Source organism: Pseudomonas sp. G1002 (genome assembly GCF_013385455.1).
In the GTDB taxonomy this organism is placed as follows: Bacteria; Pseudomonadota; Gammaproteobacteria; order Pseudomonadales; family Pseudomonadaceae; genus Aquipseudomonas.
Map to the genome: position 1 here is coordinate 97,903 of NZ_JACAPY010000036.1, position 26,515 is coordinate 124,417.

At 60.8% G+C, this 26,515-nt stretch carries 26 protein-coding genes; 16 read left to right on the forward strand and 10 right to left on the reverse strand.

Translation table 11 applies throughout. The annotated features are described in order from the left end of the window. Nucleotides 1-31 precede the first annotated feature (31 nt). Nucleotides 32-964, forward strand: coding sequence for a proline iminopeptidase-family hydrolase (locus HX801_RS24040; protein ID WP_003218843.1), 933 nt, complete (start codon nt 32-34; stop codon nt 962-964). 116 nt (nt 965-1,080) lie between these two features. Here the strand turns inward: HX801_RS24040 and HX801_RS24045 are convergent, their stop codons facing one another. Beyond that, nucleotides 1,081-2,592, reverse strand: coding sequence for a nucleobase:cation symporter-2 family protein (locus tag HX801_RS24045; RefSeq protein ID WP_177022872.1), 1,512 nt, complete (start codon nt 2,590-2,592; stop codon nt 1,081-1,083). 172 nt (nt 2,593-2,764) lie between these two features. On the opposite strand from HX801_RS24045, the gene HX801_RS24050 reads away from it, so the two are divergent. After that, a complete protein-coding gene (locus tag HX801_RS24050; RefSeq protein ID WP_177022873.1) occupies nt 2,765-3,715 on the forward strand; it encodes a LysR family transcriptional regulator in 951 nt (316 codons plus the stop codon). A gap of 144 nt (nt 3,716-3,859) precedes the next feature. Next, nucleotides 3,860-4,693, forward strand: a complete 834-nt coding sequence (locus tag HX801_RS24055) for a nucleoside-binding protein (protein ID WP_177022874.1) — start codon at nt 3,860-3,862, stop codon at nt 4,691-4,693. Here the strand turns inward: HX801_RS24055 and punC are convergent. Next, nucleotides 4,690-5,883 carry a purine nucleoside transporter PunC gene (gene punC, locus HX801_RS24060; RefSeq protein ID WP_102368415.1) on the reverse strand — a complete coding sequence of 398 codons (1,194 nt, stop codon included), beginning with the start codon at nt 5,881-5,883 and terminating at the stop codon, nt 4,690-4,692. The two genes, HX801_RS24055 and punC, sit on opposite strands and share 4 nt — an antisense overlap. A gap of 122 nt (nt 5,884-6,005) precedes the next feature. Here punC and punR point away from each other — a divergent pair, with 122 nt between their 5' ends. After that, on the forward strand, nt 6,006-6,938 hold the full coding sequence (gene punR / locus HX801_RS24065; protein ID WP_003218855.1) for a DNA-binding transcriptional activator PunR: 933 nt from the start codon (nt 6,006-6,008) through the stop codon (nt 6,936-6,938). 65 nt (nt 6,939-7,003) lie between these two features. Here punR and HX801_RS24070 read toward each other — a convergent pair whose 3' ends face one another. Beyond that, nucleotides 7,004-8,173, reverse strand: coding sequence for an aspartate aminotransferase family protein (locus tag HX801_RS24070; RefSeq protein WP_177022875.1), 1,170 nt, complete (start codon nt 8,171-8,173; stop codon nt 7,004-7,006). Nucleotides 8,174-8,276: 103 nt separating this feature from the next. On the opposite strand from HX801_RS24070, the gene HX801_RS24075 reads away from it, so the two are divergent. Further along, on the forward strand, nt 8,277-9,182 hold the full coding sequence (locus HX801_RS24075; protein ID WP_177022876.1) for a LysR family transcriptional regulator: 906 nt from the start codon (nt 8,277-8,279) through the stop codon (nt 9,180-9,182). Here HX801_RS24075 and HX801_RS24080 read toward each other — a convergent pair. Both HX801_RS24080 and fabV read right to left on the reverse strand, forming a co-directional pair. Beyond that, nucleotides 9,179-9,802: an HAD family phosphatase gene (locus tag HX801_RS24080; RefSeq protein WP_177022877.1), complete on the reverse strand. Its 624-nt coding sequence runs from the start codon at nt 9,800-9,802 to the stop codon at nt 9,179-9,181. The two genes, HX801_RS24075 and HX801_RS24080, sit on opposite strands and share 4 nt — an antisense overlap. Nucleotides 9,803-9,902: 100 nt before the next feature. Then, nucleotides 9,903-11,096, reverse strand: coding sequence for an enoyl-ACP reductase FabV (fabV, locus tag HX801_RS24085; RefSeq protein ID WP_003218863.1), 1,194 nt, complete (start codon nt 11,094-11,096; stop codon nt 9,903-9,905). A 385-nt stretch (nt 11,097-11,481) separates the two neighbouring features. On the opposite strand from fabV, the gene HX801_RS24090 reads away from it, so the two are divergent. Together HX801_RS24090 and ppnN are read left to right on the forward strand one after the other, a co-directional pair. Continuing rightward, nucleotides 11,482-12,306: an aspartyl/asparaginyl beta-hydroxylase domain-containing protein gene (locus HX801_RS24090; RefSeq protein ID WP_177008102.1), complete on the forward strand. Its 825-nt coding sequence runs from the start codon at nt 11,482-11,484 to the stop codon at nt 12,304-12,306. A gap of 147 nt (nt 12,307-12,453) precedes the next feature. Further along, nucleotides 12,454-13,827, forward strand: coding sequence for a nucleotide 5'-monophosphate nucleosidase PpnN (gene ppnN, locus HX801_RS24095; RefSeq protein ID WP_088424477.1), 1,374 nt, complete (start codon nt 12,454-12,456; stop codon nt 13,825-13,827). 1 nt (nt 13,828) lies between these two features. On the opposite strand, the gene HX801_RS24100 is transcribed toward ppnN, so the two are convergent. Next, the gene (locus tag HX801_RS24100) at nt 13,829-14,221 is read right to left on the reverse strand and encodes a RidA family protein (RefSeq protein ID WP_003218870.1); all 393 of its coding nucleotides are present in this window, start codon (nt 14,219-14,221) and stop codon (nt 13,829-13,831) included. A 98-nt stretch (nt 14,222-14,319) separates the two neighbouring features. Between HX801_RS24100 and HX801_RS24105 the strand changes: the two genes are divergently transcribed. The 3 genes from HX801_RS24105 to HX801_RS24115 all read left to right on the forward strand — a co-directional run bounded on the left by HX801_RS24105 (nt 14,320) and on the right by HX801_RS24115 (nt 15,475). After that, nucleotides 14,320-14,634 (forward strand): AbrB/MazE/SpoVT family DNA-binding domain-containing protein, encoded by a 315-nt coding sequence (locus HX801_RS24105; protein WP_003218872.1) that lies wholly within the window; start codon nt 14,320-14,322, stop codon nt 14,632-14,634. Next, nucleotides 14,631-15,026, forward strand: a complete 396-nt coding sequence (locus HX801_RS24110; RefSeq protein ID WP_003218874.1) for a PIN domain-containing protein — start codon at nt 14,631-14,633, stop codon at nt 15,024-15,026. Before HX801_RS24105 ends, HX801_RS24110 begins: the two co-directional genes overlap by 4 nt. A gap of 74 nt (nt 15,027-15,100) precedes the next feature. After that, nucleotides 15,101-15,475 carry a hypothetical protein gene (locus HX801_RS24115; RefSeq protein ID WP_032899669.1) on the forward strand — a complete coding sequence of 125 codons (375 nt, stop codon included), beginning with the start codon at nt 15,101-15,103 and terminating at the stop codon, nt 15,473-15,475. 15 nt (nt 15,476-15,490) lie between these two features. On the opposite strand, the gene HX801_RS24120 is transcribed toward HX801_RS24115, so the two are convergent. Next, nucleotides 15,491-15,820, reverse strand: coding sequence for a YXWGXW repeat-containing protein (locus tag HX801_RS24120; RefSeq protein WP_023659079.1), 330 nt, complete (start codon nt 15,818-15,820; stop codon nt 15,491-15,493). Nucleotides 15,821-15,980: 160 nt separating this feature from the next. After that, nucleotides 15,981-16,880 carry a DMT family transporter gene (locus tag HX801_RS24125; RefSeq protein ID WP_177022878.1) on the reverse strand — a complete coding sequence of 300 codons (900 nt, stop codon included), beginning with the start codon at nt 16,878-16,880 and terminating at the stop codon, nt 15,981-15,983. A 97-nt stretch (nt 16,881-16,977) separates the two neighbouring features. Here HX801_RS24125 and HX801_RS24130 point away from each other — a divergent pair, with 97 nt between their 5' ends. Further along, on the forward strand, nt 16,978-17,826 hold the full coding sequence (locus HX801_RS24130) for a LysR substrate-binding domain-containing protein (protein ID WP_177022879.1): 849 nt from the start codon (nt 16,978-16,980) through the stop codon (nt 17,824-17,826). Here the strand turns inward: HX801_RS24130 and HX801_RS24135 are convergent. Then, nucleotides 17,823-18,719, reverse strand: coding sequence for a LysR family transcriptional regulator (locus HX801_RS24135; protein WP_173406091.1), 897 nt, complete (start codon nt 18,717-18,719; stop codon nt 17,823-17,825). The genes HX801_RS24130 and HX801_RS24135 overlap by 4 nt on opposite strands. 97 nt (nt 18,720-18,816) lie before the next feature. On the opposite strand from HX801_RS24135, the gene HX801_RS24140 reads away from it, so the two are divergent. After that, nucleotides 18,817-19,470 (forward strand): NADPH-dependent F420 reductase, encoded by a 654-nt coding sequence (locus HX801_RS24140; protein ID WP_008437644.1) that lies wholly within the window; start codon nt 18,817-18,819, stop codon nt 19,468-19,470. 85 nt (nt 19,471-19,555) lie between these two features. On the opposite strand, the gene mqo is transcribed toward HX801_RS24140, so the two are convergent. Further along, nucleotides 19,556-21,202, reverse strand: a complete 1,647-nt coding sequence (mqo, locus tag HX801_RS24145) for a malate dehydrogenase (quinone) (RefSeq protein ID WP_003218888.1) — start codon at nt 21,200-21,202, stop codon at nt 19,556-19,558. 437 nt (nt 21,203-21,639) lie between these two features. Here mqo and HX801_RS24150 point away from each other — a divergent pair, with 437 nt between their 5' ends. From HX801_RS24150 to HX801_RS24165, 4 genes are all read left to right on the forward strand, one after another. Next, nucleotides 21,640-22,218 carry a fimbrial protein gene (locus HX801_RS24150; RefSeq protein ID WP_003218890.1) on the forward strand — a complete coding sequence of 193 codons (579 nt, stop codon included), beginning with the start codon at nt 21,640-21,642 and terminating at the stop codon, nt 22,216-22,218. A 67-nt stretch (nt 22,219-22,285) separates the two neighbouring features. Further along, nucleotides 22,286-22,981: a molecular chaperone gene (locus tag HX801_RS24155; RefSeq protein ID WP_177019508.1), complete on the forward strand. Its 696-nt coding sequence runs from the start codon at nt 22,286-22,288 to the stop codon at nt 22,979-22,981. Between the two features lie 41 nt (nt 22,982-23,022). Continuing rightward, nucleotides 23,023-25,599, forward strand: a complete 2,577-nt coding sequence (locus HX801_RS24160) for a fimbria/pilus outer membrane usher protein (protein WP_177022880.1) — start codon at nt 23,023-23,025, stop codon at nt 25,597-25,599. Nucleotide 25,600: 1 nt separating this feature from the next. Further along, nucleotides 25,601-26,512 carry a fimbrial protein gene (locus HX801_RS24165; protein WP_236260813.1) on the forward strand — a complete coding sequence of 304 codons (912 nt, stop codon included), beginning with the start codon at nt 25,601-25,603 and terminating at the stop codon, nt 26,510-26,512. Nucleotides 26,513-26,515 lie beyond the last annotated feature (3 nt).

Sequence of the window (26,515 nt, forward strand, 5' to 3'; positions counted from 1 at the left end):
CTGATCACTTTTTCTCAGGGCAGGGCACGAAATGGAATTCATCGAAACAATCCGCGAAGGCTATGCGGCCTTTCGCGACTACCAGACCTGGTATCGGGTAACCGGCGACCTGGACAGCGGCCTCACGCCGCTGGTCATCCTCCATGGTGGCCCGGGTTGTACCCATGATTATGTCGATGCCTACAAGGACGTAGCCGCCAGTGGCCACGCGGTCATTCACTACGACCAACTGGGCAACGGCCGCTCCACCCACCTGCCTGACAAAGACCCTTCATTCTGGACCGTCGGCTTGTTCCTCGAAGAACTGGACAACCTGCTGGACCACCTGCAGATCAGCAACAACTACGCGATCCTGGGTCAATCCTGGGGCGGCATGCTCGGCAGCGAACACGCCATCCTGCAACCCAAGGGCCTGCGTGCATTTATTCCGGCCAACTCGCCGACCTGCATGCGTACCTGGGTTGCCGAGGCCAACCGCCTGCGCAAGCTACTGCCTGAAGGCGTGCACGAGACCTTGCTCAAGCATGAACAGGCCGGCACCTACCAGGACCCTGAATACCTGGCCGCCTCGCGGATTTTCTATGACCAGCACGTGTGCCGGGTCAATCCGTGGCCGGAAGAAGTCGCCCGCACATTCGCCCAGGTGGATTCGGACCCGACGGTGTATCACGCCATGAGCGGCCCGACGGAATTCCATGTAATTGGCAGCTTGAAAGACTGGAACGTGATCGGCCGGCTGTCGAAGGTCAATGTGCCGACCCTGGTGATTTCCGGTCGCCATGACGAGGCCACGCCGCTGGTGGTCAAGCCGTTCCTGGATGAGATCGCCGATGTGCGCTGGGCGCTGTTCGAAGACTCCAGCCACATGCCGCATGTTGAAGAGCGACAGGCGTGCATGGGGACAGTGGTGCAGTTTCTGGATGAGGCTTGTTCGGTGCCCCACAGAACGCTCAAGACTGGCTGAGATCAAAATGTGGGAGCGGGCTTGCTCGCGAAGGCGGTGGATCAGTCAGCATATTTAGCGACTGACACACCGCCTTCGCGAGCAAGCCCGCTCCCACATTGGACTCTTTGTGGCTGTTACACCTCGCTGGTCTGTGCCCTGCCGTGCACGGCCGCTTTCTTCGGCACTTCCTCCAGCAACGGAATCTCCTTGCCCTCGGCATCAAACAGCTTGCCGCCGCTGAAGTAATCCCCGTCCCGCAACGCCGCCACGTCCTGGAAGCACAGGCTGCGTTCCGTCCCGGCAACGAATACCGACTGCTGGTCCGAGTTGCCCGTGGTGAAGTGGTTGAACGCCAGGTTCAACAGGATCGCCATGATCGCCGACGAACTGATCCCCGAATGGAAAATGGTCGCGAACCAGCTCGGGAAGTGATCGTAGAAACTCGGGGCCGCAATCGGGATCATGCCAAAACCGATGGAAGTGGCGACGATGATCAGGTTCATGTTGTTGCGGTAATCAACCTTGGACAAGGTCCGGATACCACTGGCAGCCACGGTGCCGAACAGCACGATCCCGGCCCCGCCCAGCACCGAAGTCGGCACTGCCGCAATCACCCGCCCCATGAACGGCAGCAGGCCGAGGATCACCAGGAATATCCCACCGGTGGCGACCACATAACGGCTCTTGACCCCGGTAACCGCCACCAGCCCGACGTTCTGTGCAAACGCGCTCTGGGTGAACGAGCCGAAGATCGGCGCAAACATGCTCGACAGCATATCCGCACGCAGGCCATTGCCGAGGCGCTTGGAGTCGACCTTGGTGTCGATGATTTCACCCACCGCCAGAATGTCCGCCGAGGTTTCCACCAGCGTCACCATGACCACGATGCACATGGAAATGATCGCCGCGAGATGGAAGGTTGGCATGCCGAAATGGAATGGCGTGGGAAAGCCGAACATCGGGCCCTGGGTCACGCTGGAGAAGTCAGCCATGCCGAGGAACACCGCGATAACCGTGCCGATCACCATCGCCAGCAGGATCGACAGTCGCGAGATGGTCGCGCTACCGATCTTGCTCAGCAGCAATACCAGCACCAGGGTCAGCGCCGCCAGGCCGATGTTCGGCATGCTGCCGAAATCTGCGGCGCGGCTGTTGCCGCCCATGGCCCAGCGGGCGGCGACGGGCATCAACGTCAGGCCGATGGTAGTGATCACAATCCCGGTGACCAACGGCGGGAAGAATTTGGTGATTCGCGAGAACACCGGGGTGATCAGCAGGCCTATCAGGGAGGCGGCCATCACCGCCCCGAGAATCGCCGGGATGCCACCCGCGCCGTCGCTGCCAACAATCGCCACCATGGTCGCCACCCCGGCAAAGGACACCCCTTGCACCAGCGGCAACTGGCAGCCGAAAAACGGCAGGCCCAGGGTTTGCAACAGCGTAGCCAGGCCTCCGGCAAACAGCGAGGCAGCGATCAGCAGGCCAATATCGGCCGGCGACAACCCGGCCGCCTGGCCGACGATCAACGGTACAGCCACGATGCCGCCGTACATGGTGAGCACATGCTGCAGGCCGTAAGCCATGTTGGCCGCGACGCCGAGATTCTCATCTTCTGGCCGCTGCGGTGACGTCTTCGGGATAGTCATGGTGAGGGGTTCTCTGTTTTTGTTGTGCACTCACTGTATGCAATAGAAAGATTGGATGTCCATAGAGTTGTATACAATCATTTTCACAAGAACACCCTGAACGCCGTTACAAAAATCCATTCAGCCGCCCTGCCCCGTGGCTCGAAGCGCTGCGCACAAGGACTTGAAAAAAATGCTCAACCGCAAGCTGCGCATCCACGCCCCGGCGATTTACTACTTCGACATGGTTCGCCGCTGCCACTCGATCCGCGAAGCCGCGCGCCGCCTGAACGTGGCGTCTTCGGCGGTGAACCGGCAGATCCTCAAGCTGGAAGACGAGGTGGGCGCGGCGCTGTTCGAGCGCCTGCCCGGCGGCCTGCGCCTGACGGCGGCCGGGGAAATCCTGACCCGCCACGTGAGTTTCCTGTTGCAGGACGTGGAGCGCGTGCGCGGTGAACTGGATGGCTTGAACGGTGTGCAGACCGGCCACGTGGAAATCGCCACGGTGGAAGGCGCCACTGTGGAGCTGCTACCCGCCGCCCTCAAGCGCATGCGTGAGCGTTATCCGAAAGTGACCATTGGCGTCACGGTACAAGGTTCGCAATCGATTCCCGGTGCGGTGGTCAACGGCCAGGCTGACCTGGGGTTGGCCTTTGCCTTACCGCGTAGCAGCGAAACCATCCAGGTGTGTGTCGGCCATTTCCGCCTGGGGGCGTTGATGGCACCGGGGCATCCGTTGGCCGGTGAAAGCAGCGTGAGTTACGCGCGCTGCTGTGAACACGGGGTGATCCAGGCCAAGAGCGAGCTCTCGGTTCACCACCTGATCGCACCGCTGCACAAGCGTTCGGCGGCGACGAACAAGCCATTGCTGCACAGCAACTCGATGGAGCTGGCCCGGCAACTGGCGCGCCAGCAACTGGGCATCGCGTTCCAGACGCGCATTGGCGTGGAGGTAGATTTAGCCCGCGGCGAACTGCTGCACATTCCGCTCAGCGACCAGGGCGGGATCTTCAGCGACCTGGGCTTGTACGCCCGCAAAGACCGGGACTTGCCGATGGCGGTGCAAGCCATGGCCCATCTGCTCAGTGAAGAAATCAACTTGCGCGAACATCAGGAAACGCCCTCGGCGCCACGTATTTCCTGACTCTCAGGCCAGCTTCAGTGCTGCCGTTTCGGCATCGGCCCAGGCGAGATTCTGTTCTTTGGAACCCACAACGGATGTGCCGATACTGCGCCCGGCGACCCTTGCGCGGTCGCCATGAGCCAAAACGCCAAAGGAATTAAAACAATGAAAAAGGCACTGCACGGCGCAACCGTATTACTCACATTGTTCGGCGGCGGGGAGGCTGTCGCGCTGGAATGGATGAACAACAGCCTGGGATTTCGCTACGGGCAACAGTTCACCAATCCGAACAACCCGGATGAGTTCAGCAAGCGCATCTACAGCTTCACCCACGCCAGCGGCTACCAGTACGGCAGCAACTACCTGAACCTCGATGTGTTCCTGTCCGACAGCCGCGACCCACGCAAGGGCACCGACCACGGCGGCAGCGAAGTGTATGCCGTGTACCGGCACCAGCTGTATGCCTCACGGGTATTCGATGTACCGCTCGGCACCGGGGTGATCAAGGATTACGCCCTCACCTTCGGCTTTGACGCCAACCGCAACAACAACCTGGCCTCGGCGAAAAAACGCGCACTGGTGATTGGCCCGACCTTGAAGTTCAACACCGTCGGTGTGCTGGACCTGAGCCTGATGTACTACAAGGAAAGGAACCATTCCGGCATCCCCGGTGCGAAAGAATCCGACCACACCTTCGACGATACCTACATGCTCAACCTGACCTGGATGCGGCCTTTCGAGATCGGCAACCACGGGGCGAAGTTTCAGGGGTTTATCAATCACGTCGGGGAAAAGGGCGAGGACTTCCATGGCCGCGATACGGCGCCGGAAACCCTGATGCGCACCGCGCTGATGGTGGCGGTGCGCCCGGGCAAAAGCGTCAAGCCCAATCTCTACCTGGGCGTCGGGTATGAGTATTGGCATAACAAGTTCGGCGTGGACGGCGGCCGGGGCAGCCGCACATCAACGCCGACGGTGAACATGGAAGTGACGTTCTAGCGGGCGCGCACCAGGTCGGCATCGCCATCGTCGACCTTCGGTCGCGCCAGCCAGTAGCCCAACACGGCCAATGGCGCGGTCGCCAGCATCACGATCGCAGTGATCAACAGCGGCTGGTCGATCATCGACGACACGATCAGGCTCGCCAGGAAGCACAACCCCAACTGCAAGGTGTTCTGCAATGCCGCCGCCTTGCCGGAATTTTCCGCAAACGGCATCAGTGCATTCGCCACCACGATCGGATAGCTGGCGCCATTGACCAGGGCCATCAGGCAGAACGGAATCAGCAAGGTGGCGAGCGTCGGCACGGTCAAGGTCGCGACGAGGTACAGCGCGACCATGCTGATGCAGTACGCCAGCAGCAGCCACGGCAACAAAGTCTTGCCCTGGAACCGCTGCAACGCACTGCGGCAACTGTAGCCACCGATCAGGAACGACAGCGTTGGCAATACGTAGCTCAAGCCGATGTCATTCGGGCTGTAGCCCATCCCGCCAAGGATGAACGGCGAGGCGGTAAGCCAGGCGAAGAAACTGGCCGAGCATGCGGCAAAGATCATCACGTTGCCGGTGAACACCCGCGACTTGAGCAATTGCCCATAGCCGATTCGGGACGGTTCGCCGTCGGTTGTCAGGCGTTTCGGCAGCGGCCTGAGAAACAACGTAGGCAGCAGCAGGAGCAGCGAAACCACCAACAACACACCGAAAATCGCCTGCCAGCCCCAGTGATTCAGCATCAGCGCTCCCAGCAATGGCGCCAGGGCCGGAGACAGTGACATCAGCGGCATAATGCCGGCGAACACCCGATGGGCCTTGTCCGCCGGGTAGCGGTCGATCACCAGCGCCTGCCAACTGACGGCGGCGGAACACACGCCAATCGCCTGGACAAAACGCAAGGCCAACAGCTGCGGTGCGGTCTCGACCCAGAACATCCCCAGGCAGCCGAGCACAAACAGGGAAAGGCCCGTAAGCAGCACCGGCTTGCGTCCCAACCGGTCGGACAGCGGCCCCCACAGCAACTGCCCGACGGCAAAGCCGGCGAGGAAAATGCTCAGGCTCGCGCCCACCGCGCCGGGGGAAATCTGCAGTTGCTCGCCCATGGCGCCAAACGCCGGCAAGTACATATCCATGGCCAGATAGCCGAGCATGCTCAGCCCCGCCAGGTACCAGGTGAATCCAAAAGAATTTTTCATTGAAGCCTTGTATAACCTGCCATCAAACTATTTGCTGACTGGCGCCTATTATGAAGCTGAGCAAATCCCTGTGAAGCGATAATAATTGGACACTCTTATCAATAATTTTGAAGGCAAACCCCATGTGGTCTGAATATTCCCTGGATGTGGTGGATGCAGTGGCCCGCCACGGCAGCTTCAGCGCCGCCGCCCAGGAACTGCACCGCGTGCCGTCAGCCATCAGCTACACCGTGCGGCAACTCGAAGAATGGCTGGCGGTGCCGCTGTTCGTCCGACGGCATCGGGATGTGGAGCTGACACCCGCGGGTAAATTGTTCATCGACGAAGCCCGCGGCGTCATGAAAAAAATGCTCGGCACCCGCCGGCTGTGCCAGCAAGTGGCAAATGGCTGGAGTGGCCAGTTGAAAGTCGCGGTGGACTCCATCGTTAAACAGCAGCGCTGCCGGCAGTTGGTACTGGATTTCTATCGGCAGTTCCCGGAGGTGGAATTGCTGTTGGATTACGAGGTGTACAACGGGGTGTGGGATGCCCTGGCCGATGACCGCACCGATATCGTGATCGGCGCCACCAGCGCGGTGCCGGTGGCCAGTCAATTCACATTTCGTGACATGGGCCTGCTGAACTGGCTGTGCGTGGTCAGCAGCCGGCATCCGCTGGCAGCGGTCGAAGGCCTGCTCAGCGATGACCAACTGCGGCCCTTCGCCTCCCTGTGCATGACCGACACCTCGCGCAACCTGCCCAAGCGCGACACCTGGACCCTGGATAACCAGCGTCGTTTGGTGGTGCCGCACTGGGCTTCGGCGATTGATTGCCTGCGGGACGGCTTGTGCGTCGGCATGGCACCGGCGCACCTGGTGCAGCCGTGGATCGAGCGCGGCGAGCTGAGCGCCCTGCAACTGTCCCGGCCCTTCCCTGCCAGCCCGTCGTGCGTGGCCTGGGCACAGAACAAACTGTCGCCGGCCATGGCCTGGTTGCTGGATTACCTGGGGGATACCGAGACCCTGAATCAGGAATGGCTGAACGGGGTGCAGGTGGGCTCCGGCTACCCCGTTTGACTGATCGTTCCCACGCTCTGCGTGGGAATGCAGCCAGTGACGCTCCGCGTCAGCCTCATCCGTGTTTAGTTCAGAAGCCGGGAAAGTGCGCGTACGATCATCTCCACTTCCTTGGCATCGATGGTCAGCGGCGGCAGCAGGCGGATGATCTTGCCCCGCGTGACGTTGATCAGCAGGCCATGCTCTTGCGCCGCACGGTGGGCCAGGTCGCGCTGAGGCGTTGCCAGTTCGATGCCGATCATCAGCCCTTGCCCGCGAATCGCCAGCACCTGGGGATGCTCGTTCAATTCCACCCGCAGGCGCGCCAGCAGCCGCTCACCCTGTTGCGCCGCGTTGTCCAGCAGGCCTTGTTCTTCGATGATCTCCAGCACCGTACAACCGACACGGCAGGCCAGCGGGTTGCCGCCGAAGGTGCTGCCGTGGCTGCCGGGGGTAAACAGTTGCGCAACAGCGGCCCGGGCCAGGCACGCGCCAATCGGCACACCGTTGCCGAGGCCTTTGGCCAAAGTCATCACGTCCGGCACGATGCCTTCATGCTGGAAGGCAAACCAGCGACCTGTACGGCCGATCCCGGTCTGGATCTCATCGAGCATCAACAACCAGCCTTGCCGGGTGCAGTGCTCGCGCAAGGCTTTCAGATAGCCCGGCGGCGCGACTTGCACGCCGCTTTCGCCCTGGATCGGCTCAAGCAGCACCGCAACAATGCGCGGGCCAAACTCCCGGGTCACGGCCTCCAGTGCCTTCAAGTCACCGAAGCCGACCTTGATAAAGTCCCCCGGCAGTTTTTGAAATCCCAACCGCACGGAAGGCCCGTCGCTGGCGGACAGGGTGCCCAGGGTGCGCCCGTGAAAGGCATTCTCCATCACCACCACCAGCGGCTGTTCGATACCCTTTTTCCAGCCATGCAGCCGGGCCAGCTTCAGCGCCGTTTCGTTGGCTTCGGCACCGGAGTTGTTGAAGAACGCCTGGTCCAGCCCGGAGAGCCGGGTGAGGCGCTGGGCCAGGCGCTGCTGCCAGTCGATGCTGTAGAGGTTGGAGGTGTGCAGCAGCAAACCGGCCTGCTCACTGATGGCCGCTACCAGCCGCGGATGGGAATGACCGACGTTGGTCACCGCCACACCTGCCACCGCATCCAGGTATTCACGGCCCTGCTGGTCCCACAGGCGCGTGCCAAGGCCTCGGGTAAAGCTCAGGGGCGACGGTTGATAAGTGGTCATCAGGCAGGCGGCGGTCATGGCATCAGGCTCCAGTGCATCGTAGTGATGGCACCAGTATCGTTAGCCACCCGAGCTGGATAAACTGCACAACACTGCGATCACTTTAAACCAGGGCTTGATAATGGATCTGTTCCAGGCGATGACGGTGTACGTAAAAGTGGTGGAAGCCGGCAGCATGACGGCGGCAGCGCAGGCGTGCGGCATGTCCACCACAATGGTCGGCAATCACCTGCGCGCGCTGGAACAACGCCTGGGCGTCAGCCTGCTCAAGCGCACCACGCGCAAGCAAAGCCTGACCGAGTTTGGCGGGATTTATTACCAGCGTTGCCTGGAGGTGCTGGGCCTGGTGGCCGACTCCGAGCAGATGGCCGAACAAGCCAACAGTGACGTGCCCAAGGGCCTGCTGCGGATCACCGCACCACCGGCCTTTGGCACCGAACGCCTGGCACCGGCGCTCAGCGAATTTTCCCAGCGCTACCCACAGATCAAGCTGTACGTGGTGCTGAGCAACCAGCGGATGGACATGGTCGACAGCGGGTTCGACGTGGCCATCCGCTTGGGCGGCCTGGACGCGCCAAGCCTGATTGCCCGCCCCATGCAGGATTACACCATCACCCTCTGCGCCTCTGCGGAGTACCTGGCGCGCCGTGGCACACCTCAACGCCCCGATGATCTGCAGCAACATGACTGCCTGGCGTTCGCTTACCCGGCGACCGACGATTGGCGCAACGCCGACAAGTTGTGGCGAATGCGCGGCGCAGAGGGCGACGTGGAAATTCCGGTTTCCGGCTCATTGACCATCAACAGTTCGCAGGCCTTGCGCCAGGCTGCCCTGGAAGGCATGGGCATCGTGATGCTGCCTGACGCCCTGGTCGAGCCAGACCTGCGGGCCGGTAAACTGGTGGCATTACTGACGGACTACCAACTGCCCAGCCGGCCCATGCATTTGCTGTACGCCCAGGACCGCTATCGCCTGCCCAAGCTGCGGGCGTTCGTGGACTTCGTCATGGAGAAATGGGCGCGCTAGAGGCTCACCCCCAGCTCGATCAAGCGCTCACGGGTCTGCGCGGCAGACACGTGGTGAATCCCCTGCCAACCCAGCGCAGTGGCCGCCTCGATATTGCCGGCTACATCGTCAATAAACACCACTTCACCCGGCTGGATATCCGGCAAATGGGCGCGCACCTGCGCCAGGCTGGCGTGGTAAATCGCAGGATCGGGCTTGATCAGCTTGATTTCGCCGGACACCACGATGTCGCGAAAATACTGCAGGAAGGGATAGTGGGCGCGGGCATAGGGAAAGGTCTCGGCGGACCAGTTGGTCAGGCCGAACAGCGGCATCTTCGCCTCATGCAACGCTTCGAGGATCGCCACGCCCTCCGGCAATGAACCACGCAGCATCTCGTGCCAGCGGTCGTAGTACGCCTGGATCAGTGGTGCATGCTGCGGATGTTCGGCGATCAGCGCGCGGGTGCCCTCAGCCAGACTGCGCCCGGCGTCCTGCTCGGTGTTCCAGGCCTGGGTGCAGACGGTGTCCAGGAACTGTTGGCGCTCCCGGTCGTCGGTAATCAGCTGGCGGTAGAGATGGTGCGGGTTCCAGTCGAACAGGACACCGCCGAAATCAAAAACGACTGCACGAATCGTCATGTAGATCCTCCGTTAGCGTGGGTGTGATAACGACCGCAGTCTGGCATGACGCGCACAAAAAAGCGGCCCCTGGAGGCCGCTTCTTCGTTACCGCAAGCGCTTAAGCCTGAATCAGGCCCTTGATCTTCACGGTCGGATTCACGTCAGCGTCGTAGTCCACGCCGTCGATCTCGAAACCGAACAGGCGCAGGAATTCCGCCTTGTAGCCGGCAAAATCGCTGATCTCGTTGACGTTGTCATCGGAGACCTGATTCCACAGGGCCGCTACCGCGTCCTGAACCTTAGGCTCAAGTTCCGCGAGGTCGGCGCGCAGGCGGCCGTCGGCGTCGAGCTTGGGCTCTTTGCCATACAGGCTGTCCTTGAACAGGCCGTAGACCTGCTCGATGCAACCTTCGTGGGTGCCCTGCTCTTTCATCACTTTAAACAGCAACGACAGGTACAGCGGCATGATCGGGATCGCCGAGCTGGCCTGGGTCACTACTGCCTTGAGTACCGACACACGGGCGTCGCCTTTCAGCGCCGCGAGGTTTTCGCGCAGGGTCAGGACTTTCTTGTCCAGGTCTTTCTTGGCTTCGCCGATGGAGCCGTTCCAGTAGATGTCCTGGGTCAGCTTCTCGCCGAGGTAGGTGAACGCAGTGGTCTTGGCGCCTTCGGCCAACACGTCGGCGTCACGCAGGGCGTCGATCCACAGCTGCCAGTCTTCGCCGCCCATGACTTTCACGGTGCCGTCGATTTCTTCCTGGGTGGCCGGTTCGAGGGTGGTGTCGACCACGACGCCCTTGTCGGTGTTGATGCCGCGCAGGGTCACAGCCTTGCCGATCGGCTTCAGGGTGGAGTTGTGCACCACGCCTTGCGGGTCGGTACGGCGTGGCGCGGCCAGGCTGTAGACCACCAGGTCGATCTTGCCGAGGTCTTTCTTGATGGTTTCGATGGTCAGGCGCTTGATCTCGTCAGAGAACGCATCGCCGTTGATGCTCTTGGCGTACAGGCCTTTTTCCAGCGCAAACTTCTCGAAGGCGGCGCTGTTGTACCAGCCGGCAGAGCTGAGCTTGCCTTCTTCGCCTTCTTTCTCAAAAAACACGCCCAGGGTGTCGGCGCCGCAGCCAAAGGCAGCGCTGATGCGCGCGGCCAGGCCGTAGCCGGTGGAAGCCCCGAGGACCAGCACCTTTTTCGGGCCGCCTTCAATGGCACCGTGTTCGGTCACGTAGTCGATCTGCTCTTTGACATTCGCTTCACAGCCAACCGGGTGAGCGGTCACACAGATAAAGCCACGAACCCGCGGTTTGATGATCATAAAATTTCTGCCTCTTCCAAGGTGCCGAAGGCCAATGGTGGCCATTACAGCGTCAATCGTACCGGTCTATGACGCCCGGAAAACCGAAGCGTCACGATAGTCGCAAATCTTCTGTTCACAAAATGCTATCCGCAACACCGCCAGCCTGGCCATCCGCCGAGGCATTTTAGGGGGACAGCGGTAAAAATCTGTGCAGTGACTTCACAAATTTCCAGCATTTAAAACGCCACGTGAGGGCGATAACACCCTATCATGACCATGTTATTTCGATATGTTTCAGCTCAGGCATGATGCCCCACGGGTTGACTGACTCTTTTGCCTGGCCGGCCAGTCAATCGCAGACGGTTTTGAAGCAATCGAAAATCGCCCGATGGAGCCCAGTTTCATGAGTAAGAGTGTCATCCGCAAACGCCTGGCGTCCGCCGCCTGGGTCCTTGGCGTCTTGCTGTTCATTTATTGCTTCCCCAAAACCACCCTGGTGTTTCTGCTGCTGGTGGTGTTCTGCGGCCTGTACGATTTCCTGCGCAATGGCCTGTACGACGGCGCGACCATCAAGAAGTATTTCATCGGCAACGGCCGCAATACCTGGTTGCTGGCGCCGTTCAACACGCTGTTTGACCTGTTGAGCCAGCGCAATCGCCACGTTTATAAAATGAACGACCTGCCGCCCGCCTGGCGCGAAGACCTGCAAAAGGTGATCGACGACGCCATGGCCAACAAAGACGAGATCATCCAGTACCTGGACGAGCGCATGGCCGAGAAAAAACGCGGCATGCTGTTTTTCCAATGGTACGGCCGCCCGATCGAGACCACCCTGGATATCCCGCAACTGCGGGAAAAACTGCCCTACGTGAAAACCATCGGCGTGTCGGTATTCAACGAAAACCGTTCCACCTCGTTTCACTTCGGCCCGCTGCGCATGATGTTCCGCGTGCTCTACAACATGGCACCGGCGCCCCATCACGATGGCGTCTACATCCAGGTCGGCAAGCACAAACACTACTGGCACGATGATCCGCTGTTTATCTTCGATGACACGCTGATGCATGCCTCCTTCAACAAGAACGACGCCAAGCGCTACTGCCTGTTCATCGACATCGTGCGGCCAACCCTGGTGCCGTCGGTGCTCAACGGCCTGATCGCGGCCTTTGCCGGAGCAGTCTTTACCCTGCGTCGGTTTTTCTACAAAAACTGGAAGCTGATTCAGTAACTTCTGCGGCATGATGGTGCGCGACGGTGTTTGCGCTCGGCTCCAGTGCCGGGGAAAATGCCAGTCCAATGCGACCGAAAACGGCGCGCACTATCCTCAAGCCACTGGCCATGCCTGGTCCGGTGGCTGTGCTTTCAGGGAATCAGAATGCCCCAAAGACAAGTCATCAATGCCTCCGTAAGCCCTAAAGGCAGCCTTGAAACGCTGTCGCAACGTGAAGTCCAGCAACTGAGCGAAGCCGGTACCGGCAGCATCTACACCCTCTTCCGTCAATGCGCCCTGGCCATCCTCAACACCGGCGCGCACATCGACAACGCCAAGACCATCCTCGACGCCTATAAAGATTTCGAAGTGCGCATCCACCAGCAGGACCGTGGCGTGCGCCTGGAACTGTTGAATGCACCGGCTGACGCGTTCGTCGATGGTGAAATGATCGCCAGTACCCGTGAGATGCTGTTCAGCGCCCTGCGTGACATCGTCTACACCGAAAACGAACTGGACAGCCAGCGCATCGACCTGAGCAGCTCCCAGGGCATCACCGACTACGTGTTCCACCTGCTGCGCAACGCCCGCACCCTGCGCCCGGGCGTCGAGCCGAAGATCGTGGTGTGCTGGGGCGGGCACTCGATCAATACCGAAGAATACAAATACACCAAGAAAGTCGGCCACGAGCTCGGCCTGCGCAGCCTCGACGTATGCACCGGCTGCGGCCCCGGCGTGATGAAAGGCCCGATGAAGGGCGCGACCATTTCCCACGCCAAGCAACGCATTACCGGCGGGCGTTACCTGGGCCTGACCGAGCCGGGGATCATCGCCGCCGAGGCGCCGAACCCGATCGTCAATGAGCTGGTGATTTTGCCGGACATCGAAAAGCGCCTGGAAGCCTTCGTGCGCGTCGGCCACGGCATCATCATCTTCCCGGGCGGCGCCGGCACCGCCGAAGAGTTCCTGTACCTGCTGGGCATCCTGATGCACCCGGACAACCGCGACGTGCCGTTCCCGGTGATCCTCACCGGGCCGAAACACGCCGCGCCGTACCTGCAACAGTTGCACGCGTTCGTCGGCGCGACCCTGGGCGAAGCGGCCCAGGCTCACTACCAGATCATCATTGACGACCCGGCTGAGGTGGCACGGCAGATGACCGCCGGCTTGAAAGCGGTCAAACAGTTCCGCCGCGAACGCAACGACGCGTTCCACTTCAACTGGCTGCTGAAGATCGACGAGGGCTTCCAGCGCCCGTTCGACCCGACCCACGCCAACATGGCCAGCCTGCAACTGAGCCACGCGCTGCCGCCCCATGAACTGGCGGCCAACCTGCGCCGGGCGTTCTCGGGGATTGTGGCCGGCAACGTCAAGGACAAGGGCATCCGCCTGATCGAGCAGAACGGGCCGTATGAGATTCATGGCGACCCGGCGATCATGAAACCGCTGGATGAGTTGCTGAAGGCGTTCGTAGAGCAGCACCGGATGAAACTGCCAGGCGGCGCCGCCTACGTGCCGTGCTACCGCGTGGTGCAGTGAGTCAGCGCTGAACCGCTACGCACTTGATCTCCAGCAGCAAGCCTGGGTTGGCCAGTTCTGATACGCCAATGACCGTCCAGGCGCACAACCCGCGAGGGAACAGGCGGTTTTTCACTTCACGGAAAACCGCCATGTGCTCGCTCATGTTCACGTGGTAGGTGGTCATGTCGACCACGTCTTCAAACGTACAGCCCCCCTCCTCCAATACCAGGCGCAGGCTCTCCCAGGCGGCGACGAACTGTGCCTCGGGATCGGTGATGACTTCCAGGTGTTCCGTGCGGCCGACCTGCCCTGCGCAGTACAGGGTCTTGCCGACTTTTACGGCCGGGACGTAGCCGGCGCGCTCGACGATGGGGTGCATGGAAGTGGGGATGATGAGGTGGCGGTCGGTCATATGTTGTATCTCTTAAGGCTGGTTTCAGGCGTGTCGACGGGAAACGTTCGGACTATCGTTTTACCTGTTCCGACCCACCCACGCCAGATGAGTAACCTATGGACCAATGGATCTTGCCCTCCACTATTCCTTACCCTAAGGTAAGGAGTATCACGAGAGAGGCTTTCAACATGGCTACCGCCACACTCACTTCAAAAGGCCAAATAACCATTCCCGTTCAAGTCAGGGCCGCACTTGGGCTGAACACTGGCGACCGGGTCGAATTCGTCGAAATGGAAGAGGGCAAGTTTGCGATCATCGCGGCCAGCAAGACTGTGTTGGACCTCAAAGGGCTGATCCGCAAACCCGCCAAGCCCGTCAGCATCGAAGAAATGAACCTGGCCATCGCTGCACAGGGAGCCAAAGCACGATGATTGGACTGGATACCAATGTGCTGGTGCGTTACGTCACCCAGGATGATCCCGTCCAATCGCCAAAGGCATCCAGACTGATCGAGTCGCTCACCACTGCCTCGCCGGGTTTTGTCAGCCTGGTTTCAGTGGTGGAACTGGTGTGGGTCCTGCAGTCCAGTTACCAGTCAGCCAAGAGTGAAGTGGTTGCGGTCCTGGAGACGCTGCTGCGTACCCGCGAACTGACCGTAGAGCACGCCGACGTTATCTGGCAGGCACTCCGGCGATTTACAAGCACCAGGGCCGATTTCGCCGACTGCCTGATTGAACGCTGCGCCCACGCAGCAGGCTGTGAATATACGGCGACATTTGATGTCAGCGCGGCCAAGGCTACCGGCATGCGGCGGCTGACCTGAGGCGACGCGTTGCAGAAGCGTCAAGGCTTTGGTAGAAAATGCCCTTACTGACTTTATCCAGAGACAAGACCAACGTGCGCACGCTTTTTCTCGCCGGCCTGGCATTAACGTCCCCATTGACCCTCGCCGAAGCCATCGCCTGGCCCGACCTGCCCGACACCTGCTTCGTCAGCGGTCGCTCCGCTACCAGTCAGGATGTGGATACCGGTTGTGCGGCGTTTCTGATCAATGTGAAGGGCAAGGCGGCAGGCACGCCGATCAAGCTGGATATCCCGCAGTACGCCATGCATGTCGACGAAGGCACCGGCAAGGAAACACCGGTGATCCTCATCCAGGCGGAAGAGAATGGCGATGTTAAAGCGGTGGGTTACAAGGAGCTTGGCACCGGCCAGTTGGGCGCGGCGCTGCTCAGGGAAGTTCGGCTTCTGGGTACGAAGAAGCCGATTTAAGCCATCGGAAAACGGTCAGCGAACCCAACCGCCGCCCTGCCAGTGATAGCCGTCGTTACGCTGCTCCCAATGCGGGTGAACATAACGATAACCTGGCCGTACCGGCTCCCAGTGGCCGTGAACCGCCACATAGCGCCCGCCTTCCCAACGCCAGTAGCCACGCGACCACAGGTAACCTGGCCGCCCTTCGGGCTCGACCTCGATGACCTGCACCGGCGGCGGTTGCGGCGCGACGACTTCTACATATTCACGCTGCACCGGTCGTCGATCATGTACGACCCGCTCCTCTACACACCCGGAAGCCGCGACGACCAAAGCCGCCAATGCCGCATAACGTAACAACATACAGAATCCTCGGGCGTAACCGCCCAGCGTTTATACCGGTAAAAAAAATGCCCCCTTGTTCCAGCCGCGCTCCTGCTTGGCCATAAGACTTTTTAACAGGTGCCAACTGTCAGCTTGCTGAACCCACGGGCAGACAGCAGGTAAAGAAAAACTGACCTTTTCAAGAGGCACAGACTGCGACCGGCTGTTTCAGTCGCACCAGAATCAGCCCGGCCACCACCACGGCGATCCCTGCATACGTCGATGCATGAATCTCATCGCCAAACATCAGTGCCGCCCACACCAGTGTCACGGGAGGCTCCAGGTACACCAATGTCGCCACATGGGTAGCCGTCATTACGCGCAACAACATCCACAGGCTCAGGTAAGCCACGAAAGTAGAGAACACCGTCAGCCAAACGATGGAGATCAATACGTCGGGGGTCCGCGGAATGCTCAGCGTATCGGTGTACAGCACCGCTGCAGCAAAGCCGATCAAGGTCAGCAACGACTGGATAAACAACGCCAGGCTCAGGTCGCCGGAGTCAGTGCGGGCCGCCCGCCGTTCGTACAGCGTGGCCACGGTCAGACCGAGTGCCGACACCAGGGGCAATGCATACATGACCGACCCGACTTCGGCCCCGCTGTTGCGGTATTGCCCGAAGATGACGATCGACACGCCGGCAAAACCGATCATCAACCCCAGCCACTGCCAGCCGCCGCTGCGTTCGGCGTGGCTACCCGATGACAGCGCCGCCGTCATCAATGGCTGCAGGGCCGCGATGATCGCCGCAATCCCCGGCGGCAAACCGTTCTGGATCGCCACGTAGACACAGGTCAAATAGAGAAACTGCGAGAGGAAACCCACCACCGCGTGATGGCGGATCTGTGCCCAGGAAACCTTCAGCAGCCGCACGTTCAAAAACAGCGCCAGGCACAACGACACCAGCAAGAAACGCCAGAACAGCACGTTGAACACGCCATCACTCCGGGTCGCCAGTTTCGCGCCGATAAACCCCGAACTCCACGACAGCACGAACACCGCCTGTAACAGCAACCGCCCCACGGTTGATCGCTTCATTGAGCCTCCGGTTCGCTTGATTGACCAAAAGGCTAAGTGCCGCGCATGATTCTGTATATTTGAATAATCTGTACCACTAATCCTTAAAAGTGGAATCATGAGCAAACAACTGAATATTGACCTGTTGCGCACTTTCCACGCGGTGGCCCGCTTCCAGCGATTCAACGAAGCGGCCAATCATGTGCATCGCAGTGCCTCGACGGTGACCACGCAGATCCAGAAGCTCGAAAACCAGGTCGGCCAACGCCTGTTCAGCCGCAGCAACCAGGGGGTTGAACTGACGATGTACGGCAAGAAACTCCTGGGCGAAACCACCGAATTCCTCAAGAGCCACGACCGCTTGCTGGCCTCCCTCACGCCACAACGCATGCAGGGCAAGATTCGCCTGGGTTTGCCTGATTCTTACGCGCCAGACTTCATGCAGGAGTTCCTGCCCCGCCTGGTCGCCGACAACCCATTGCTGGAACTGGAGGTAGAAGCGCGCTCCAGTGGCGAACTGCTCACGCTGTTCGCCAGCAGGCAGCTGGACCTGGCCCTGATTGTCAGCGCCCAGCCGTTGGAACAAGGCGAGCGCCTGGGAGAAATCCAGCCGCTGTGGGTGGCCGCCGAACACTTCAGCTGCCCACCGCAGGCGCCACTGCCGATTGCCGTGCAACTGACAGGTTGCCCTTATCGCGCTGCAGCGATTCGAGCGCTGAAGGAGCACGGCACTTACTATCGGGTGCTGCTGGAAAGCGCGAGTTCGCCCGCTGTTGAAGCGTGTATCCGCAGTGGCATGGCGGTGGGGTTGGTGGAAGAAAGCCGCATGGGTAAGGGATTGACGCGCCAGATTGCTGGAGCTGAACTGCCGCCGCTGCCGCTGCATCACCTGTACCTGCTTGGCGACAGCAGCAACCTGTTGGCACTGCATCTGTATGAGCAGGTCAAGGCCGGCTTCAGCGTCTAGGGTGGTCCGAAACGCAACAGCACCGCATCGACAAATCGCCGCAGCTTGGCGGTGCGCTGGCGATTCGCGGTGTAGAGCAAATGCATCTGCCGACTTGGCGCCTCATAGTCCGGCAGCACTCGCACCAACTCACCGCTCTTGAGCGCCGAGCGTAAGAAATCCTCAGGCCCCAGCACAACCCCGAAACCATCCCGCGCGGCCGACATCAAGGCCCGGCTTTCATTCACGTGCAGGCGGCTGGCGACCTGGGCCTTGTGCAGGACGGCGCCTTGGTAGAACGACCATTCGCGATCAGCCGGACGTGACCAGTAGGCGTATCCCAGGCACTCGTGGTGTTCAAGGTCAGCGGGCGTCAGCGGCGTGCCGCGCTCGGCCAGGTATTTGGGTGCCGCACAGACCACCAGGCGGTAGGGCTGCAGCGGCCGGGCGGTGAGGCTGCTGTTCGCCAGCGGGCCGATACGGAACGCCACTTCGTAGCCCTCCTCCACCAGGTCGACAAACCGGTCGGTCAGGTGCAGGTCGATTTCCACCTCGGGGTTGTCGCGTAAAAATTCGGTCACCAGTGGCATCAGGCTGTAGGAGCCAAAAGTCACCGGGGCGCTGATCTTGAGCTTGCCCCGTGGTGTGTCATTCATGATCTGGGCGAGGGAGTCTGCGGCCTCTGCCTCTGTCAGGATATGTTTGCAGCGCTCGTAGTACGCGCTTCCCAACTCCGTCAGGCTTTGCCGGCGTGTGGTGCGGTTGAGCAGGCGTGCGCCCAGCCGCCGCTCCAGCGCCGCCACATGCTTGGCTACCATCTGCGGCGACATTCCCAGGCGTTCGGCAGCACGGGCGTAGGACCCCAGTTCGGCAGCCATCACAAAGGCACTCATGCTTGAAAGGCGGTCCATCATTCACAACTCCGAGTAACAACACCAAGACCAGAACGGCCATTTATCCTCATCCAGTAGCCAATCATCATAACGTCTCTCTCAACTCAGGAGCACCGACATGAAAATTGGCATCATCGGAGCAGGCTTTATCGGACGCGCCGTTGCGCAGTTGGCGTTGGCGGCCGGCCATGAAGTGATGTTGAGCAACTCCCGCGGCCCGCAGTCGATGAGCAGCGTGCTGAGTGGCATTCGTGGGGTTCAAGTGGGTACTGCGCAAGACGCCGCGCAATTTGGCGAACTGGTCCTGCTGGCGATTCCGTTCGAACATTACCGCAGCGTGCCGGCGCAGTGGCTGGAAGGCAAAACCGTGATGGATGCCAACAACTACTACCCGAACCGCGACGGCCATATTCCCGTGCTCGACCGCTTTGAAACCACCACCAGCCGGTTGGTGGCCGAGCACCTGTCGCAATCAAATGTGGTGAAAGTGTTCAACGCTATCCTGGCGCCGGACCTGACCCAGGATGCTCGCAGCCGCGGCGCACCCGACCGGCGCGCGCTCCCGGTCGCGGCGGATGACCCGGCAGCCAAGGCGCAAGTCATCGCCCTGCTGGACGAGATCGGCTTCGACGCAGTAGATGCCGGTGGGCTGGATGAGAGCTGGCGGTTTGAACGCGCCAAGCCGGCGTACTGCATACCTCTGGATAAAGAGGGACTGAAGGCAGCGTTGGCAGCTGCAGAGCGGCAGGTCGAAGTACCCGCTCATTGGTGACACCTGCAAAAAAGCCCGCTGACCGTCACCGGTTCAGCGGGCTTTTTACGTTGCGCAGGCCCTGAATCAGGACCGCACCAACGTCTTACAGCGCGAGGTCAGAAGCTGGCTTGCTCGGCTCAGCCGCAGGCTTTGCAGCCTCGGTGGCTTTCGGAGCAGTCAGCTGCGGAATCGCAGGTGGAGGCGTCAGCTGCAGAATGTTGGCGGTGTAGGCCCATTCTTTAGCCACAGCTTCAGGGCTGTCGTTCAGCTTGGTGCCGTAGCTAGGCACGATCTGGTGCAGCTTTTCCTGCCAGGCCGGGGAAGCAACCTGTTCCTTGAACACTTTCTGCAGCACGGTCAGCATGATCGGAGCCGCGGTGGACGCGCCTGGCGATGCACCCAACAGGCCGGCGATGGTGTTGTCGGCGGAGCTGACCACTTCGGTACCGAGTTTCAGGACGCCGCCCTGCTCTTCGTCACGCTTGATGATCTGCACACGCTGACCGGCTTGCCACAGGCGCCAGTCTTCTTTCTTGGCGTTCGGGAAGTACTCTTGCAGCGCCTTGAAGCGGTCGTCATCCGACAGCATCAGTTGGCCGGCGAGGTACTCGACCAGTGGGTATTCGCGGATACCGACTTTGGTCATTGGCCAGATGTTGTGGGTGGTGGTGCTGGTCAGCAGGTCCAGGTACGAGCCTTCTTTCAGGAACTTGGTCGAGAAGGTAGCGAATGGGCCAAACAGAATCACGCGCTTGCCATCCAGCACGCGGGTGTCCAGGTGCGGAACCGACATCGGCGGTGCGCCAACGGAAGCTTTACCGTAGGCCTTGGCCAGGTGCTGCTCGGCAATCGTTGGGTTATCGGTGACCAGGAACGAACCGCCAACAGGGAAGCCCGCGTATTCCTTGGCTTCAGGAATGCCCGACTTCTGCAGCAGGTGCAGTGCACCGCCGCCCGCGCCGATGAACACGAACTTGGCGTCGGTTTCCGTCTTGGTGCCGTCTTTCAGGTTCTTGTAGCTGACACGCCAGGTGCCATCGGCGTTCTTGGTGATGTCCTGCACTTCGCTCGACAGTTTCAGGTCGAACTTCGGCGTAGTTTGCAGGTGAGCGACGAACTGGCGCGTGATCTCGCCGAAGTTCACGTCCGTACCGATCGGGGTCCAGGTGGCCGCGATTTTCTGGTTCGGGTCACGCCCTTCCATCATCAGCGGAACCCATTTGGCGATTTGCGCCGGGTCCTCGGAGTACTGCATGCCGGCGAACAGCGGGCTCGCCTGCAGCGCTTCGTAACGCTTCTTCAGGAACTTGATGTTGTCATCGCCCCACACGAAGCTCATGTGCGGAGTGGAGTTGATGAACGAACGCGGGTTCTTCAGGACGCCCTGCTGAACCTGCCAGGACCAGAACTGACGGGAGATCTGGAACGCTTCGTTGATCTCGACCGCTTTCGGGATCTCAACGTTGCCGTTCTTGTCTTCCGGGGTGTAGTTCAGCTCAGCCAAAGCCGAGTGACCGGTACCGGCGTTGTTCCAGCCGTTGGAGCTTTCTTCGGCCACGCCATCGAGGCGCTCGACCATCTCCATCGACCAGTCCGGTTGCAGCTCATTGAGCCACACACCCAGGGTTGCACTCATGATGCCGCCGCCGATCAGCAGCACATCGACTTTCTTTGCCTCTTCCGCGTGAACGGAAGTGATCCCCATCGACAAAGCCAGCCCCAGCAGGGCAGTGTTTACTTTTTTAAACATCAGTAGCACCTATGATAAAACGCCATCCGCCCCACTGCCCCTGATCATGGGCAACCCTCAATCACGCTGCGCCAGGCAACGCACCGCGGGGTGTGCACATTCATTCGGGGACCGCAGGGTGGGCACACAAGGCCGACGTATCGACCTCACTTTTATGTCCCTTCTGCGCTGACTTCTTATCATTATTGGCTTCAGCTACCTGGGCGACAGCTAACCACCGGGACGTATACGGGTGTACGTACTCGATAGAGGCTAGACCAAGATGGCGCGCAGAATATCACGCTCGGCGCCTTATATGGACTCAGCGGTCGGGCGGCCATCAGTTCGCCAGTTTTTAAGATCCGTCTCATGTGCCTCTAAAACACAGCATTGCACTATGGATTGGCTTACCTGACGGGTAGGCAGACAACCTTCCTTCTCTTAAAAGAGGCACTGCAATGCTGAACAAACTGAGCCAACTCACCCTCGCCTGCGGCGCTTGCTGGTTGCTGGCCGGCACCGCTCAGGCGGCGGACGGGCAGATCGAATTCACCGGTTCCGTCACCGATAACGCCTGCACCATCACCACCGGCGACGTGAACAAGTCGGTGACTCTGGACCCGGTGCGCATCGCTGACTTCGCGCCCACCGTGGGTTCGGTGCTCACCGATAAAGCCAAGCCGTTTTCCATCAGCCTGGACAACTGCAGCACCGCGACCCGTAAAAACGTCGCGATCACCTTCAGCGGCCAGCAAGACGCCAGCGACCCGACATTACTGGGCCTGACCGGTGAAAACCAGGTGCGCGGCATCGCGATCCAGATCACCGACTCCCGTAACGGCAACAAACTGCCACTGAACACGCCGACCGCCGATTACGACCTGCGTGCACAGTCCAATACCTTCGACTTTACCGCTGCCTACGTGCGCACAGTCGCCGACACCACCACCGGTGAAGGCGACGACGCGGTGACCACCTCCGGCATCAGCACCGGTCAGGTGCACGCGCTGGCCAGCTTCGACGTTACCTACAAGTAATTGCTCGTCAACACCGTGGGCCAGGCGTTCGCGCTCCGGCCCGCGGGCTTCCGGAGGTTCCCCTGTCATGCGTTTGAAAGTCTATCTTCTGCTCGCCCTGCTGCCGTTCTGGCACAGCGCCGCCAACGCCGCCGTCACCGTCGGCGCCACGCGACTGATCTACGACGGCGCTTCCAACGAAGCCAACCTGAGCGTCAGCAACCGCGACGACACCTCGCCTTACCTCGTGCAGTCCTGGGTCAGCCACTTCGGCAGTGGCAACGAGGAAAGCGTCGATAACTTTATCGTCACGCCGCCGCTGTTCCGGCTGGATGCCGACAAGGAAAACATCCTGCGCATCATTTTTACCGGTGGCCCAGAAGTGCCCCAGGACCGCGAAAGCCTGTTCCTGATGAACGTCAAGGCAATCCCGGCCATGAGCGACGATCAAAAAGGCAAGAACGTGCTGCAGATCGCGCTCAAGACCACGATCAAACTGTTCTACCGCCCGGCCGGCCTCAAAGGTTCGCTCAAGGACGCGGTGGCGCAAGTGAACTGGAAGGCCCAAGCGGGTGCATTGGCCGTCAATAACGCCTCCAAGCTGCACGTGGTGGTCAGCGAACTGAAGCTCAACGGCCTGCCGATCACCCAGGCGCCGGATGTGCTGCGCCCAGGCGAAGCGCGTGAGCTGCCGATCCAGGCAAAGGCCGGCGATGAAGTGCAACTGAGCTACATCGATGACTACGGCAGCATCGTGACCGCCCCCGTCATCCGCATTCACTGATACCCACGCGACAACCCCGGAACGCCTTTTCAGGAACGACCATGCTCCGTTCATTCCCAGTCATGCGCCGTTGCGCCGTGAAGGCTTTCGGCTGCCCGCTCGTGGCCGCCGCCGCCTTGCACCTGGCCCCCGCACACGCCGGCTACGAGTTCGATGCGTCGTTTCTCGAAATCGGCGGCGGGCAGAGTTCGGCCGCTGTGAAACAACAGGTCAGCGCCATGAGCGACGGCCAGTTACCGGGGATTTACCGGGTGGATATCCAGCTCAACCAGCGCTCGATCGAACAGCGTGATGTGCGTTTCATCCGCGCCACCGGCACCCAGGAACGCTCGAGCACCGGCCTGTTCCCCTGCCTGGATGTCGAGTTCTTCCGCGCCCAGGGCGTGGCCGACACGGCCCTGCAAAACCGCACCGACGCCGACCCCACCTGCATTGCGTTCGATCAGGGCCTGGCCGGCGTGAGCTACGACTACGACTTCAACCGCCAGATCCTGTCGATTGAAATCCCACAGGCCTACCTGGGCAGCATCCCTTTTGAAGTGCGCCGTCGGCAATGGAGTAACGGCGAACAGGTGGCCTTCACCAACTACAGCTTCACCGGCAGCACCGTGGAGTCCGATACCGGCCGCCGCCAGGACCAGTTCGGCAGCCTGAGGAGCGGCGTGAATGCCGGGGCCTGGCGCCTGCGCAATTTTTCGACCTGGCAAAAAGGCAGCACCACGCCCGGGCGCTGGGAGTCGCTGGAAACCTACGCCCAGCGCGACATGGGCAATATGATGGCGATCGCCACCCTGGGCGATTCCACCACCGAAGGCGACCTGTTTGACGCGATCCCCTATCGCGGGCTGGGCATCGCCTCTGATCTGGACATGCTGCCCGACCAGGCCCGCGAATTCGCCCCGGTGATTCGCGGCATTGCCAATGGCCGCTCGCGGGTGATCATCCGCCAGCGCGGCTATGTGATCCATGAGCAATGGGTGCCGTCGGGGCCGTTCGCCTTGACCGACCTGTACCCCACCGCCAGCAATGGCGACATCGAAGTCACCGTGGAAGGCCCGGACGGCCAGCGCCAGGTCTACACCCAGTCGTTCTCGTCGGTGCCCTACATGCTGCGCGAAGGCCAGCAAAGCTATTCGGTATTCGCCGGCCAATACCGCCCGGCGCAATCGTCCTTTGTGCAGCAAACCCCAACATTTATCCAGGCCTCCCTACGACGCGGTTTGAGCGGCAGCACCACGCTGTTTGGCAGCAGCCTGCTGAGTAATCAATACAACGCCGGCCTGCTGGGTTTTGCCCACGACTTTGCCGGCTTTGGCGCGATCTCGGTGGACGTGACCCACGCCCGCAGCGACGCCGTGGGCCGGGAGAAAACCACGTCCAGCGGCCAGTCGTTTCGCTTTCGCTATTCCAAGTCCCTGGCGGCCACCGACACCAACTTCAGCCTGATCGGCTACCGCTACTCCACCGGCGGCTACTACTCGTTCAACGAAGCGCTGAACAGCCGCAGCACCGAGCAAACCCTGGACACGTACCGCAGCGGCCACATGAAAAGCAACTTCACCGCCAACGTGTCGCAGCAATTGGGCGGCTACGGCGGGGTCTATGCCAACGTGTCGAAAACCGCCTACTGGGACAAGAGCAAGGCCGACACCTCGATCCAATTGGGATACAGCGCGAGCGTCGGGGACATTTCCTACTCCCTTGGGCTGGGCCTGAACAAAGGCGCCAACAGCGACGACCGCAGCCTGTCCCTGAGCATCAGCATGCCCCTGGGCGGCACGCGCAGCCAGCGCGTTACGGCCAACATGAACCAGAGCGCGCGGGGCTCGGCATCACGCACCGCGACCCTGAGCGGCAACGCGTTCGAGGACGATACGCTGGCCTACAGCGCGGGTGTGTCGCAGCAAGTCAGCGGCGCGCAACGCCAGACCGGCGGCACCTTCGCCGCGCAATACGACGCGCCCAACGCGATTGTGCGCGGTGCCTATAACGAGACCACCGGCAGCCGCCAACTGGACATGGGCGTCGAAGGTTCGGTGGTGGCGTATGGCAGCAACCTGATGTTCAGCCAGCCATTGGGCGAAACCAATGTGATCGTCGCCACACCGGGCGCCGCCGACGTGGGCATCAGCAACAAGCGCGGTGTGCGCACCAACAGCAATGGCTACACCGTGGTGCCGCAGGCCCTGCCCTATCGCAAAAACCGCGTGTCGCTGGACACCCAGTCGATGCCGTCTGACGTCGACATCGCCGAGCCGGTGCAGGAAGTCACGCCAAACCGCGGCGCGTTTGTACTGGCCGACTTCGACACCCGGCGCGGCCAACGCATCCTGTTTCGCATCAGCGACCCCCTTGGCGAAGCAGCGCCGTTTGCCGCCCGCGCCGAATTGTTTGCCCCGGATGGCCGCGCCCTCGGCAACACCCTGGTGGCCGACAAAGGCCGCGCGTTCCTGACCGGCGTGCCGCCCGAGGCGCGGTTGTTGGTCAGCGTCGACGGCCAGCCGTGGTGCAGCCGTGAATTGAAGCTGGACGAAACAGCGCCTGCCGACGGCGGCATCACCCAAATGAATATTCAATGTGAGCGCGCGGCCGGTGGGTCGGGTGCCAAGGATTCCTGACATGATCGTTAAAGCAACACATAAGGTGCGTGGACGGCTGATGCTTGCGCTGTTGTGCGCAGTATTGAGCTGCCTTTCACAACAGGCGCAAGCGTTGGTCGAAGGGAATCTCAACTGCACAGTGCCAGGCGTTCCGAGCGGCGGCTACACGTTTACACCGGGCCAGGCGATCAGGATCGTCTTCGAGGGCACGTGCACCGTTCGCCGCGCATTCCCCTATTCAGCCGGTTTAAATACGCGAATCAACTACATGAGCGGCCCGAATCAAGCCCCGTTGAGATGGTCCGACCCGTATAACAACATCTATTTATACGATCTGAATATCGGCCAATACAGCCGCAATTGCCTGGGCGGCTACTGCCGGCCTCTACCCCTTAATACTGTGGTGCCTTACCGCTACATTCTGGTGGGCACAGCACCCCAAACTGCAGGCACACGTTGGATAGGGGTGTTGCTGGGCGTTACCTCGGAAAACTGGCTGGGTTATGGCGAGTGGTTTCTTAACACAGGGTTTTCATACACCGTAGTCCCACCTGCCTGCAGCCTGAGTTCACCCGGCAGCGTCAACCTGCGCTTCGGCTCTATCAGCAACAGCGACCTCAATAACCAGATGCAGTCGACCACAGTGTCAATTAAATGCTCGGCGCAGATGCGAGCCAACGTCTACCTGCTTCCAAACCAGACGGTAGTCAGCCCTACTACCGGTGTGACGCGCACCTCGCTGGCAGGTTTGAACATGCAGGCGCTGTGGACCGACACCCTGAACCCGGTGAACTTCACTACCCCGCGCTTTATGCAGTTACGCGTGGGCAGCAATGACGTAAACCTGAGCTTCAAGCCACAACTGGCGGCCGGGCAATCACCGACGGGTGCGTTTCAGAGCCAATACACGCTGAACATCGACTATCAATGAGGG